We start from the raw sequence: 12,205 nt of genomic DNA on the forward strand, positions 1-12,205 counted from the left end.
TGTCAGGCCCCCACGATCGATTGGAGGACCGCGACGATCAGCGGTGCCAGCATCGCCAGCGCGTACCCCAGGCACGCCGCACGGAAGGCGCTTTTGGCCTTCTCCATCTCGGCCGGATCACCCGCCCCGATCACATAGCGTGCGCCCGCGACGGTCAGGCAGACCGTCGCCAGGGCGGCGAGGATGCCGATCAGCCAGTTGCGCAGGTTGGTGAGCACCTGATCCAGCGAGGACGCGATCGCCAGCACTTGCTCTGGTGGCGTGGCCGCCGCCGAACCGGCCGCCAGCACCAGGATGACCGCTACCGCGCAGGCCGCCACGGGGATCGTCCACCATCGCCGGACACTGCCGCGCCGCACCCGGCCCGCGAGTGTTGCAACCGTGTCGGAAAGTCGGGTCACGCGCATGCGCGCACCTCCCTGTGCCCGGTGGTCGAGTGTGCCGGTGCAGGCGAGTGCTGTCGTGGCTGGCGAACTCGGGTTTGCGACGGCCCGCTGCCCTCGGCGAGTGAGAGCGCGTTCATGGCGTGGGCTTCGACGATGCTGGTGCCACCGGCGTAGAGGGCGCGTTCGGTCAGCCAGGTCTCGAGTCGGGCTTCGGCGCGTCGGCGTTGTTTGCGTAGCTTCCACAGTGACTGCCCGCGTTGGGCGGCCAGCGAGGTCAGCGTGCGATATTCCCATCGTGTGACCGCGATCAACTCCGCCGCCTCGGTGGTGATCACTGCGGCGGCTACGGCTTCGGCGAGTACGGTCTCGGGATGGCCGGGCTGGGTGACCATCAGCAGCCTCTTGTGGTCCATCGGGCCTAGATCGCGGTCGAGGTCGGCGATCGACGCCACGACCGACCACTGCCGCCGGACCGCTGTGATCGCGGAGCGGTAAGCCGCCCACCGCAGCCGATGCCACACGCCCGGCCGATCCAGCTCGACGCATCCGAGATGGGTGAGGAACCCGGTCAGTACCTCGGACTCGAAGTCGTCGCGATGATGGCTGCCGGGCGCGGCGAACAAACCGGCCACCCCCGCCAGCATCGGCACCGCCAGACTCGCGCACACCAGCGTCGCATCGTGGCCGTGTGCGCGGGATCGCTCGATCAGCCACACCCAGATCGCGTCGACCACAGCGATCGGCAAGCCGGGATCCCACAGCCGCTCGCGTAACCCGTCCCACGACTCGACCTCGCCATCGGAGAGCCCCGGTGCCGGTCGCGGGTCGACGGGCACCGGCTGCCCGGCGATCGGGGCGAACGTCGAGAACACCACCCCCAGCGGCGAGCGCGCCTTACCGCGCGGTCCCGAGGAATTCACGAACCCTGAATTCGTCACCATCAACTCCCTGCTCGGTGGAAACAACAAAGATTCCGACCTCACAAGGACACCGCAGACCCATATCCAAAACACACCCGAACAACACCCGAACCGCATCCGAAACATATCCGAGCCATATCCAAGAGGACACAGCAATCATCAGGCATCCACGGCTCCGCGCCGGTCAGACGCCGGGCGATAGCGCAAACCATCTGGGCGGATATACACACGGATATGGTTCGGGTGCGCTTCGGATATCACCCCCACCGCCATCGGCAAACCCTCCAGAAAAATCTAAAAAATTCTTCGTTCCGACCCGGTTCGATATCGGCACTCCTGTGTCAGAAAGGCGGTCCTCGGACTACCGATTCCATCCGCAAAAAATTATCAAATAAATTTTGGTGGGCGATGTCCCGAAAAAGCGTTTTCGGCGGAAGTAGACGAGTACACATCGTTCTCTCACCGTCAGGAGCGTCCTCGTATGACCGCGAAAACTCCGCAGCGTCCATCCCGGTCCGCCACCGGCCCCACCTCGCCCGCGACGGGCATGGTGGCGGTTCCCTCGACTCTGTGGGCCGCCGGGAGCAAGCCCTTCGACCCCGACGACCGCTGGCCCGAACCGATCCTGTCTCGCGCGGTGCGCGAGTTCTGCGTACCGGGCGGGCGGGCGCTGTTGATCGGCTGGCCTACCCCCACCACCCGGGGTGGTCTACATGTGGCCGAGCCCGACACGGCGGCGGCGCTGGTGACGGTGGCGGCCCTGGGCCGCCACGGCGTTAGCGAACCCGATCCCGGCGCCGGTGAGCCGGTGGATCTGGTCGTGGTGAGTCTGTTGGCCGATCACTTCGATCCGGTGGGCGCCGCCGACCGGGTCGCCGGGCTCGGGGTGGAGCGGTTGGCGATGGGCGGACTGTTGGTGGTGCTCGGTCGCTGCCGCCACAGCGGCGAGGGGGTGTTGGTCGATCCGGCCGGTGCGGTGGTGGCCGCCGCCCAGGCCGCCGATCTGCTGTACCTCCAGCACATCATCGCTGTCCCCGTCACCGGCCACACCATCACAGCCACCGCAGCGGCCGACGCGCTGGCACCCAGCGCTGGACGGCACGTGGTCGCGCACGCCGACGTGTTCGTGTTCCTCCAGCCCTCCGCCCAGGACTGACTCCTCCCACCCCGGCCCGCACCCCGCCGTCGCCGCCAGGGAAGGCCGGGCCGCCCCGCCGCCGACCGACCGCTCGCTCTTGTGAAGGAATCTCGATGACTCTCGACTCCACCACCGCCACCACCGACTCCAGCACTGGCACAGGGACCGGCCCCGCCGCTGTGCCGGTGTCGGTGTGGGCGACCGCCCAGACCGCGCCCGCGATGCAGCGGCGGGGCCGGTATCACCCCGACAGCGTCAAGCACCCGGCGAAGATGTTCCCGGCGATCGTGCAACACGCCGTCGCGACCTACACCCGTCCCGGTGACCTCGTGCTGGATCCGATGTGCGGGATCGGCACCACCCTCGTCGAAGCCCTCCACACCGGCCGCCGCGCGGTCGGTGTCGAATACGAGGCGCAGTGGGCGGAGTTGGCGCGCGCCAATATCGAGCTCGCTCGTGAGGCGGGTGTCGATCTCGACGCCGCCGTCTACACCGGTGACGCCCGCAAACTCCCCATCCTGTTGCCGGAGGAGTTGCGGGGGCGGGTGGATCTGGTGATCACCTCCCCGCCCTACGGCGACTCCGTCCACGGCCATGTCCGGGTGCGCGCCGGGCAGGGCGTGCGCAAGTCCAACCACCGGTACGGCGCGGTCCTGGATCGCGGCAACCTCGCCAACGTCGGGCTCGGCCGCCTGCTGTCGGGGTTCACCCGCATCCTGACCGGTGCCGCCGAGTTCGTTGCACCGGGTGGGCATGTGGTGATCACCGCGCGGCCGTGGCGGCAGCACGCGGAGTTGGTGAATTTGCCCGCGCATCTGATCACCTGCGGCACCCTGGCCGGACTCGTTCCGGTCGAGCGCTGCGTCGCGCTACTGGGGCGACTCACCGACGGGGACCTCGTCGCGCGCAGCAGCTTCTTCCAGCGTGACTTCATCGTCAAACAGCGCGCCGCCGGGCTACCCATGCACCTGATCGCGCATGAGGACGTCGTCGTCCTGCGCAAGCCTGAAAATTGCTCGGCGACAAGGGAATCCCGGAGTTCTCGTGCGGAACTCCAGTATGGCTCAGCCCCGTTCTGGGGCACGAGTGCGACCGCTGGCGCGTCCGGGGCGGTGGCCGCGTGAGCGCCCCCGCAGGTCCTGAGCACGGGTGGCTGGGCCGGTTCATTCTCACACCTGGCGCGGTACTGCGTGATCTCGCCGACACCATCGGGCACACCATGTTCTCGCCTGCCGCAATCGTGGTTGCGCTCCTGGTGGCCGGGGTGCTCGCCGCGGCGAGGGCGGTGGCGAGGCTGCGGCGCCGCCGGCTAAGTGCCCGTGCTCGCCAGATCACTGTGCTCACTCCGCCCGAGGTCGACGCGAAAGGCGCGCTCGCGTTCTGGTCGCACCTGATCGGGCAACTACGCCCGGCCTGGGCGCGGCTGCTGTTGGGGCAGCCGCACCTCGGGTTCGAGTACACCGTGACCCCAGAGGACGGGGCCGCGATCCGGCTCTGGGTCCCCGGTGCCATCCCACCGGGATTGATCGAACGCGCGGTCGCCTCGGCGTGGCCCGGCGCGCACACCGACACCAGCAAGACCACCCGACCCCCGCTGCCCGACCACAGCGACGGCACCCGGCGGATCCTGACGGGAGGTGAGTTGCGGCTGGGCCGCCGCGAGGGGCTGCCGTTGCGCACCGACTACAGCGGTGATCTGGTGCGGGATCTGATCACCGCCGCCGACGACCTCGCCCCCGGCCAGGCCGCGTGCGTGCAGATCCTGGCCCGTCCGGTCACCGGCCGCCGCGTCGCCCATGCCACTCGCACCGCCGGGGCCGCTGGGGCAAGCACTGGGTTCGTGAGAGCGCTACTGCGCGACGTGTTGAACCTGATCACGCCAGGACCCCTCACCCGATCCACACGCCCCAGTGGCGCGACGGGCGCGGCGGCGGGCGACCGTCAAACCACGATGGAATACACCGCCGCCGCACGAGCGGCAGCGGTGAAAGCGCGCGGCCCGCACTGGGAGACCGTCGTGCGCTACGCGGTCTCGATCCCGGTCCCCGACGATCCCGACCGGGCTGCGGTCTCCCAAGCGCGGTCGGTGGCACGCGGTCGCGCGGATGCTTTGGCGACGGTGTTCGGGGCCTGCACCGACCACAACTACTACCGGCGACGCCGCAGCATCCGACTCGCCCGGCTGATGGGCGAGCGGCGGCTCGGGCGCGGGGACGTGCTGTCGGTGCCGGAGTTGGCCTCGATCGCGCACCTGCCCACCGACGACGGGCTACCCGGGCTGCAACGCGCCGGAGCCCGCGCCCTGTCCCCGGCACCGCAGATCCCCACCAGTGGTCCCCACACCAAACCCCTCGGTGTCGCCGACACCGGCGCTCGCCGCCCGGTCGCGGTCAAGGTCTCCGACGCCCGCCATCACCTGCACATCCTCGGCCCCACAGGCGTCGGGAAATCGACGCTGCTGGCGCGGTTGATCCTCGAGGACGCCGACGCCGGGCGCGGGACGATCGTCATCGATCCGAAAGGCGACCTCGTCACCGACGTCCTGTCCCGGCTGCCGCGCCGCCTCGGTGACCGGGTGGTGTTGTTCGACGCCGACTCCCCGGCCCCGCCACCGTGTGTGAACCCTCTCGATATCGGCCGGATTGGGCGCGCGAGGCTGGATTTGGCGGTGGACAACCTCGTCACCGTGTTCCACCGGATCTTCTCCCAGTGGTGGGGGCCGCGCACCGACGACATCATGCGCGCGAGCCTGCTCACCCTGTGCGCCCAACCGGGCACCGCCACTCTCGCCGATCTGCCTCGCCTGCTCACCGAACCCGCCTTCCGCCACCGCGTCACCCGCACCACCGCCGACCCGCTGCTGCGCGGATTCTGGGACAGCTACGAACAACTCACCGACACCGGCCGTGCCCAGTTGATCGGCCCACTGTTGAACAAACTGCGTGCGTTCCTGCTGCGGCCGTTCGTGCGCGCGGCGATCGCGGGCGGACCCTCCACGGTCGAGTTCGCCGACATCCTCGACCACGGCGGGATCTGCCTGGCGCGGTTGCCGAAAGGATCCCTCGGGGAGGAGACCAGCCGCCTGGTCGGCTCGCTGCTGGTCGCGCGGACCTGGCAAGCCGTGACCGCTCGTGCCCGCATCCCCGCCTCCGACCGCCCCGACGCAAGTTTGGTGCTGGACGAGGCACAGAACTTCCTGAACCTGTCCACCCCGGTCGAGGACATGCTCGCCGAAGCCCGCGGACTGCGCCTGTCGCTGTCCCTGGCCCACCAGAACCTCGGCCAGCTCTCCCGCGAACTGCGCGACGGCATCTCCGCCAACGCCCGCAACAAGATCATCTTCGCCGTCTCTCCCGACGACGCCCGTGACCTGGCCCGCCACACCAACCCCTGGCTCTCCGAGCACGACCTAACCCACCTCGACGCCTTCCACGCCGCCGCCCGCCTACTGGTCAACGGACAGAACGCCCGCCCGTTCACCCTCACCACGCGACCGCTCCCTGCGCCGACTCAGGGTCGCGCCCGCGAGATCGCCGCTGCCGCCCGCGCCCGACTCACCACACCCGCCAACCCCGCGCCCGGCGGCAAACCCGCCGTCGCCAGCGGCGCGGCATCCACCCGGCGCGACCCCCGCCACCCCTAAGCCGCTACCGGCTCGAGGCCGTCGAGAAAGGCTCCCCGTACTGATGATCGCCCACCCCGATCGGCAAGCCGATCTCCGCGCACCACGCCCCGACCGGCCCCGCTCGGGCGACACCGTCGAACTCGTGGCGCGGCTGACCGAGCGTGACCGCTGGATCCTGCGGATGCTGCACGAGCACCGCGTCCTGACGACCAACCACCTCGCGGAACTGGCCTTCCCCACCCCCAAGATCGCCCTGCGCCGTCTGTCGTGCCTGCACACCTACGGTGTCCTGGATCGGTTCCGGCCGTTACGCACCCGAGGCAGCGCCCCCTTCCACTGGGTCCTGGCCCCCGCCGGAGCCGCGGTGCTCGCCGCCGAAGCCGGGACCAGCGTGCGCGACCTCGGCTACAACCACCAACGCACCCTCGCCGTCGCCCACAGCCTGCACCTGACCCACACCCTCGGCGTCAACGACTGGTTCACCACCCTCACCAGCCACTACCGCCACCACTACCAGGAAGACGGCGACGGGCGAGTCACAGCATGGTGGTCCCAGACCCGCTGTCAGCGGCTGTGGGGCGACCTCGCCCGCCCCGACGCCTTCGGCCGCTACACCCACACCAAGGTGGTGTTGGACTTCTTCCTCGAATACGACCTCGCCAGCACCGCCCTGCCCCGAGTCGCCGCCAAACTCAACGGCTACAGCGAACTGGCACGCACCACCAGCCTCATCACCCCCGTCCTGTTCTGGGTACCGACCGCCCTGCGCGAGACCAACACCCGCCACGCCGTCCGCCAGACCTGGGAGCGGCTGCCCGACCCCGAGACGGTGCCGGTCGCCACCGCCGCCGCCGAACTCCTGGCCCCCTTCGACCACCCGAGCCCCGCCGACCGAGTGTGGCTACCCCTCGACACCACCAGCACAAGCCGTCTGCGCCTGCACGAACTGGCCGACGTGTGGCCACGCCGCACCCCACCCGACCCAGAATTCGACACCGAGCAGAGCGCGGCCACCCTCGGCGGACAGATCATGCTCGCCGCACCACCACCACCACTACGCCCGCCCACACTCGAGTACTGGTGAGCAGCCGATGCTGGCCAAGGCACTCGCCGCGGGCAGTGCGGCCCTCGTGTTCTGCATCGTCGTCATCGCCGCCGTAGTCACCACCGTCATCGTCTACGACCAGCCACTGCCCGCCCACGGCTCGTCGGCGGGGGCAGCCAGTGCACCGAGTCCGCAAGCGCGAGAAGACATCCCGCCGCAGCTGCTGGTTCTCTACCAGAACGCGGCGAGTGATTGTCCCGGTCTGGACTGGTCGGTGCTCGCCGCGATCGGCAAGATCGAGACCGACCACGGCCGCTCACCTCTGCCGGGCGTGCGCAACGGGGAGAACTCGGCCGGAGCCGGGGGCCTCATGCAGTTCTTGGCACCGACCTTCGATGCTGTGGTGGCCCGACACCGGCTGCCTGCGGGCGGGGCGAGCCCACCCTCGCGCTACAACCCCAGCGACGCCATCCACGCCGCAGCCCACTACCTGTGCGACTCCGGCGCACAGACTGATCTGCGCGCGGCGATCTTCGCCTACAACCACGCCGACTGGTATGTGGACCAAATCCTGGCCCAAGCCAGCCGTTACCGGCTCGACCCACCACCGGGCAGCGGCGACTGCCGAACTATCCAAGCCGCCAGCCCCGCTGTCGCACAAGCGATCTCCTTCGCGTGCGGCCAGCTCGGCCAGCCCTACGTGTGGGGCGGCAACGGCCCCGAGGTCAACGGCGGCTGGGACTGTTCCGGACTCACCCAAGCCGCCTACCGGACCTCCGGAATCACCCTGCCCCGCACCACCTACGACCAAATCCACACCGGCCCCCGCATCCCCGAAAACCAGCTCGCCCCAGGTGATCTCGTGTTCTACGGGACTGCCGACAACAACGTCCACCACGTCGGCCTGTTCCTGGGAGCCGGGCGGATGGTCCACGCACCGGATGTGGGAGCACCCGTCCAAGTCAGTGACTACCGCTATCCCGGCGACGACTACTACGCCGCTACCCGCCCCGCAGCCATTCCCCCTGCGGCACAGAGCGATTTCCGCGCCTCACCGTAGCCCGACCCCGAGGGCTCGCTGTTCCACGACTACCGAACCCTACGCCTGCTTCTGCGAAAACGTCTCGGCGACCGCGAATCCCGGGCACCGAGGCACGAACCTGACAGGAGACCCACCACCATGCACACCCACCACCGGCTCGACCACGCCCGCCGCTCCGTTCGTGCGCTGCTGTGTGCCACCGTCACCGCCGCGACCGTCGTCGGGGCCGGTGTCGCCGCCGCAGACCCAACACCAGCCCCCGCCGCAGCGCCCTGCCCACGCTGGACCGCGCTGCTGGTACCGGGCACATCCGAGACCACCCCGACCGCCGACCCGGCGCGGCCGGTGGGGATGCTGGCCCCCATCGCCGAAGGACTCACCGCCCGCTACGGCAGCGACATCGATGTGCGCACTCTCGCCTACACCGCCGATGCCGCCCCCTACGCGACCTCGCAAACCCAAGGCGCACAAGCACTCACCGCCACCCTCGCCCGATTGTGCTCGGGCACGCGAGTGGTGCTCGCCGGCTACTCCCAAGGCGCCGACATCGTCGGTGACCTCGCCACCGCGATCGGGAACAACCACGGCCCGATACCCGCCTCCCGAGTAGTCGCGGTCGGACTCGTCTCCGACCCGCGCCGCGACCCCACCACCGCCCAGCTCGGGGATCCCGTGTCCGGCCAGGGCATCGCCGGTCCCCGCTCCCAGGACTTCGGTGATCTCACCGACCGTGTCCGCAGCTTGTGTGCCGAGGGTGACCTCTACTGCTCGACTTCACCCCAGACATCACCGGCCCTCGCCGCGGTAGGCCGCGCCGTGACCTCCACCCCGGTCCCGGACTCGACGTCGGCAACGGTGCCCAGCACGGGCACGGGCACGACGGCACCGGCCACGAGCCCGGACTCGACCGGAGGACTGGACCCCTCCCAGGTGCTCGCGCAGGTGGTCACCGTGCTGGGTGGGCTTTCCGGGTTCGCCGCGAACGTGCCCGCCATCATCAATGACCTCGCCCAGCTACCCGCGCTCATCGCCACCGGCGACATCCCCGGCCTGCACCGGGTCGCCGGGGACCTGAACAACCAGTTCAACCCCCTCGTTCGCATGGCCGCCGGAATCGACCTGCACCTGGTGGCCCGCGCGCTGACACTGGCCGCGCCGCTGGACACCTCCGGCTGGGTCGCGGTGGCCGCTCAAATCGTCGGCATCCTGGCGAACCTCGACATCGTGCGGATCGCCACCGATATCGGCCAAGCACAGGAAATCGCCTGGACCGCCCTACAGAAACTCGCCGCCGGTGACCCCCTCGCCGCCCTGCTCACGCTGTCAGGAGTCGTCCCCATCGCCACCGACCTCCTCGCGACCACCGCCTCCGCGTTCACCGGAACCCGGTTCGGCTCGCTCGCCCAGACCTACACCGCCACCACCAGTCCCGCTACCAGCACCGCGCTGGGCGATCTGGCCCGCCAGGACAGCGACGCGGCCCGCTTCGCCGCCACCGGGGTCCACGCCAATGGCTACACCACCGCCACCACCGCGCTGCTCGACTGGCTCGAACACACCATCGACCACACGAAGTAGATGGTGTGGTCGGACGGCTCGGGTCTGACGCGAAAACCTGTCGCCCACTGCTGGAATGATCCAGCGATATGGATACCGCTATCACGATGGGTGAGCTGCTTTTCGATGCAGACGTATCGCCGATACCGCTCCACGATCCCGCTCGGCTGGAGCTTCGTAACGTGCACGTCGCCGCTGTTTCCAGGACTGTTGCCGCAGGCGACGATCGACGAGATACGAGCGGAAATGCGAGCTCTCGGTCCGGTGATTCCTGTTCCCTATCATCCACTTTCGGATCGCCTGCGTGTGGCAACCCGAGTAATTCGCTATGGGCTCGAGCGTTATGTCAAGACCGGTGCGGTGCGCGCTGGCAGGCTGTATGTCTTGGATTTCCAGGGGCCCGGCGAGTGGCAGTACATCAATGTTCGGACACACCACCCGCGGGATGGAGCGGATTACTGAACATATTCGGGCTGCGGAGCCACACGGCTGGGTTCTGCTCGATGGCTGGATCTCCCCGGGAACGGAGAGAGCGCAGGATTTGGAGCAGGTCGCTCTGACGGCCGCAGAGGGCTTCCATGGCTGCATGCACGGTCGGTCAGAGCGGTTCTATGGCATGGACTTTCAGCTGGGCCTCAAGATCGCACGGACCGTCTTCGAGTTGAACTCGAACTTGCCTCCGTGCGCGCACTAAGTGGTTCGTAATCGCCTGTCCTGCATAGCCTGCCGAACCAACGACGGCCCCCGTCTGGCCGACTTGCCCACACCTTCGCGACTCGAAAGCATCCGCCTCCGGCCGACGGCCTCACTGGACACCTCTCCCTGCGGGCCGACGACACCTGTGTCCGAGTCGAGGCTGCGGCGCGCGATTCGGGGGACAAGCGCACGAACGGAATGCCGCCTCCCACCGGTCACATAGACCGACACCAGCCATTCCACAAACAAAGCTGCCGGTGGGGCCGAGCAGATCTTCTGCTCGGCCCCACCGGCCGTTTCAGCGTGCGGGCAGGCTAGCCGTTCATCGGGGTCGCGGCCGGGGGCACAGCGGGCTGTGCGTGCGGGGCAGGGGCGTGGTCGACATCCAGCCGCCACGTCGGTACCAGAGTCATCAGCTCGACCGTGTCGTCACCGTCATCCTCGACGTCGGGGGCAGGGGTGGAATAGGCCGTAACGATCGCGCGGGCGGCGCTGTCGGGGTCGATGTAGGTGACGCCGGTCAGCGGTCCCGTGGTGACCCGCACAGCGGCGGTGACGGGGTGGTATTCGGCCCCGATGCGCTCTCGGCGGTAGTAGGCGAACACCGCAAGCCACTGCGACGCGACGGGTTCGCCGGGAGTCGTGAGTTGGTGGGTGGCCTCGGCGGTGACCGCCAGCCACATCTCGAGGCTGTCGGGAGCGTGCGGGGAGGAGGCGAACACACGATGCAGAGCCGCCGCGACGACGGCGGGGAAGGAGATGTCGTTCATGACCGGTAGGGCCTTTCGGGAAATTTGCGAACGAGTCGGACGAGAAACCGGGTGCGGTGCCCAGGTCCCCAGGGCTGCCCGTGGGGACCCGGGCCCGCACAGGCGGCGGGTCAGCCCTCGGCGAGGGCGAACGTCTTGGGACCCTCGCCGGTCTGGCTGGCCGTGCCGAGGGTGGTGAGCTTGACCAGGGCGTTGTGCACCGCCCCGCTGGACCGGTCGAGGGCTTTACCGATCTGGTGCGGGGTGTATTCCTCGCCCGGGTGATCGCGCAGGAAGTCCTCGACCTGTCCCCGCAACGCCCCCGGAGCCAACCGCTCCGCCGACTCGGGCTGCGCCGCTACCGCATCCGGGACCGGGGCCGGGGAATCGGGGGCCGGGGCGGCGGCTACGGCCGTTTCCGGCTGCCCCGTGTCCCGCTCGGGGTCGGCGGGCACGCTCTCCGGCTGCGCGATCGCGTCGGATTGCGAAGACACGGAGTCGGTCTCGGGTTCGGTCGGCTCAACGGTGACCGGTTCCGCCGCGTCAGCGGTGGCGGGTTCGGTCGGCTCGGCAACCGGTTCGGTCGTGGTGGGTCCGGCGGAGGGGGCGGCCGTGGCGTGTTCGGCGGTGGTCCAGGTTTTCGCCGCGCGGGGGGATTCGGGGTCGCGGTGGGAGCGGGCGGTCCCGGTGGTTTCCCAGCCCGACAGGATGCGTCGCGTGGTGGAACCGGCGATCCCGGCCGCGCCCGCCAGTTCGTCGGCGGTGAATCCGGGATTGTTGCCCAACGCCGCCCACAGCGCTTTGTCGGTGTCGGTGCGCAGTGCGGGCACGCCCGTGACCGGTTCGTCGCCCGAGGCGGTGGTGGTGGTGGTCGGGTCGGTGCTGTCCGATGCTGGGCGGGTGGTGGTGTTTTTGTTTTTCTTTCGTGCGGACATGACAGGTCCCTCCATGAATTACGGGGTTTCGGTGGATGTTTCGGTCATGTCCCGGCCGGGACGGAAACCACGCCGTATCGGGGAAAGTCCCCGGGGGGTTCGGCGTCGTTCC

11 protein-coding genes are annotated in these 12,205 nt (G+C 69.3%); 7 read left to right on the forward strand and 4 right to left on the reverse strand.

Going from position 1 to position 12,205, the window contains the following annotated elements; translation table 11 throughout:
* Nucleotides 1-2 precede the first annotated feature (2 nt).
* Complete coding sequence (locus tag ACHQ4I_RS30195) at nucleotides 3-407, reverse strand: pilin (RefSeq protein WP_420775277.1); 405 nt, start codon at nucleotides 405-407, stop codon at nucleotides 3-5.
* On the reverse strand, nucleotides 398-1,324 hold the full coding sequence (locus ACHQ4I_RS30200) for a hypothetical protein (protein WP_420775278.1): 927 nt from the start codon (nucleotides 1,322-1,324) through the stop codon (nucleotides 398-400). Before ACHQ4I_RS30200 ends, ACHQ4I_RS30195 begins: the two co-directional genes overlap by 10 nt.
* Before the next feature lie 463 nt (nucleotides 1,325-1,787).
* Here ACHQ4I_RS30200 and ACHQ4I_RS30205 point away from each other — a divergent pair, with 463 nt between their 5' ends.
* The 7 genes from ACHQ4I_RS30205 (at nucleotide 1,788) to ACHQ4I_RS30235 (ending at nucleotide 10,175) form a co-directional block, all read left to right on the forward strand.
* Entirely contained in the window at nucleotides 1,788-2,462 is a 675-nt protein-coding gene (locus ACHQ4I_RS30205) for a hypothetical protein (protein ID WP_420775279.1), read from the forward strand.
* 95 nt (nucleotides 2,463-2,557) lie between these two features.
* Nucleotides 2,558-3,568 carry a TRM11 family SAM-dependent methyltransferase gene (locus ACHQ4I_RS30210; RefSeq protein WP_420775280.1) on the forward strand — a complete coding sequence of 337 codons (1,011 nt, stop codon included), beginning with the start codon at nucleotides 2,558-2,560 and terminating at the stop codon, nucleotides 3,566-3,568.
* Nucleotides 3,565-6,087, forward strand: a complete 2,523-nt coding sequence (locus ACHQ4I_RS30215; protein ID WP_420775281.1) for a type IV secretory system conjugative DNA transfer family protein — start codon at nucleotides 3,565-3,567, stop codon at nucleotides 6,085-6,087. The genes ACHQ4I_RS30210 and ACHQ4I_RS30215 overlap by 4 nt, the downstream gene beginning before the upstream one ends.
* A gap of 43 nt (nucleotides 6,088-6,130) precedes the next feature.
* Complete coding sequence (locus tag ACHQ4I_RS30220; RefSeq protein ID WP_420775282.1) at nucleotides 6,131-7,153, forward strand: replication-relaxation family protein; 1,023 nt, start codon at nucleotides 6,131-6,133, stop codon at nucleotides 7,151-7,153.
* Between the two features lie 7 nt (nucleotides 7,154-7,160).
* Nucleotides 7,161-8,174 carry a C40 family peptidase gene (locus ACHQ4I_RS30225; protein WP_420775283.1) on the forward strand — a complete coding sequence of 338 codons (1,014 nt, stop codon included), beginning with the start codon at nucleotides 7,161-7,163 and terminating at the stop codon, nucleotides 8,172-8,174.
* Between the two features lie 120 nt (nucleotides 8,175-8,294).
* Nucleotides 8,295-9,734 carry a cutinase family protein gene (locus tag ACHQ4I_RS30230; RefSeq protein ID WP_420775284.1) on the forward strand — a complete coding sequence of 480 codons (1,440 nt, stop codon included), beginning with the start codon at nucleotides 8,295-8,297 and terminating at the stop codon, nucleotides 9,732-9,734.
* 105 nt (nucleotides 9,735-9,839) lie between these two features.
* A complete protein-coding gene (locus tag ACHQ4I_RS30235; RefSeq protein WP_420775285.1) occupies nucleotides 9,840-10,175 on the forward strand; it encodes a hypothetical protein in 336 nt (111 codons plus the stop codon).
* Between the two features lie 548 nt (nucleotides 10,176-10,723).
* Here ACHQ4I_RS30235 and ACHQ4I_RS30240 read toward each other — a convergent pair.
* The gene (locus ACHQ4I_RS30240; RefSeq protein ID WP_420775286.1) at nucleotides 10,724-11,179 is read right to left on the reverse strand and encodes a hypothetical protein; all 456 of its coding nucleotides are present in this window, start codon (nucleotides 11,177-11,179) and stop codon (nucleotides 10,724-10,726) included.
* Between the two features lie 110 nt (nucleotides 11,180-11,289).
* On the reverse strand, nucleotides 11,290-12,093 hold the full coding sequence (locus ACHQ4I_RS30245; protein WP_420775287.1) for a hypothetical protein: 804 nt from the start codon (nucleotides 12,091-12,093) through the stop codon (nucleotides 11,290-11,292).
* Between the last annotated feature and the right edge of the window lie 112 nt (nucleotides 12,094-12,205).

It is taken from the genome of Nocardia nepalensis (assembly GCF_048910785.1).
GTDB classification, from domain to species: domain Bacteria; phylum Actinomycetota; class Actinomycetes; order Mycobacteriales; family Mycobacteriaceae; genus Nocardia; species Nocardia nepalensis.

Excerpts from the sequence above, each read along its gene's own strand:
- ACHQ4I_RS30195 (WP_420775277.1), bottom strand. The coding sequence starts at position 407 with ATGCGCGTGACCCGACTTTCCGACACGGTTGCAACACTCGCGGGCCGG.
- ACHQ4I_RS30205 (WP_420775279.1), top strand. The coding sequence starts at position 1,788 with ATGACCGCGAAAACTCCGCAGCGTCCATCCCGGTCCGCCACCGGCCCC.
- ACHQ4I_RS30210 (WP_420775280.1), top strand. The coding sequence starts at position 2,558 with ATGACTCTCGACTCCACCACCGCCACCACCGACTCCAGCACTGGCACA.
- ACHQ4I_RS30220 (WP_420775282.1), top strand. The coding sequence starts at position 6,131 with ATGATCGCCCACCCCGATCGGCAAGCCGATCTCCGCGCACCACGCCCC.
- ACHQ4I_RS30225 (WP_420775283.1), top strand. The coding sequence starts at position 7,161 with ATGCTGGCCAAGGCACTCGCCGCGGGCAGTGCGGCCCTCGTGTTCTGC.
- ACHQ4I_RS30230 (WP_420775284.1), top strand. The coding sequence starts at position 8,295 with ATGCACACCCACCACCGGCTCGACCACGCCCGCCGCTCCGTTCGTGCG.
- ACHQ4I_RS30235 (WP_420775285.1), top strand. The coding sequence starts at position 9,840 with ATGCAGACGTATCGCCGATACCGCTCCACGATCCCGCTCGGCTGGAGC.
- ACHQ4I_RS30240 (WP_420775286.1), bottom strand. The coding sequence starts at position 11,179 with ATGAACGACATCTCCTTCCCCGCCGTCGTCGCGGCGGCTCTGCATCGT.
- ACHQ4I_RS30245 (WP_420775287.1), bottom strand. The coding sequence starts at position 12,093 with ATGTCCGCACGAAAGAAAAACAAAAACACCACCACCCGCCCAGCATCG.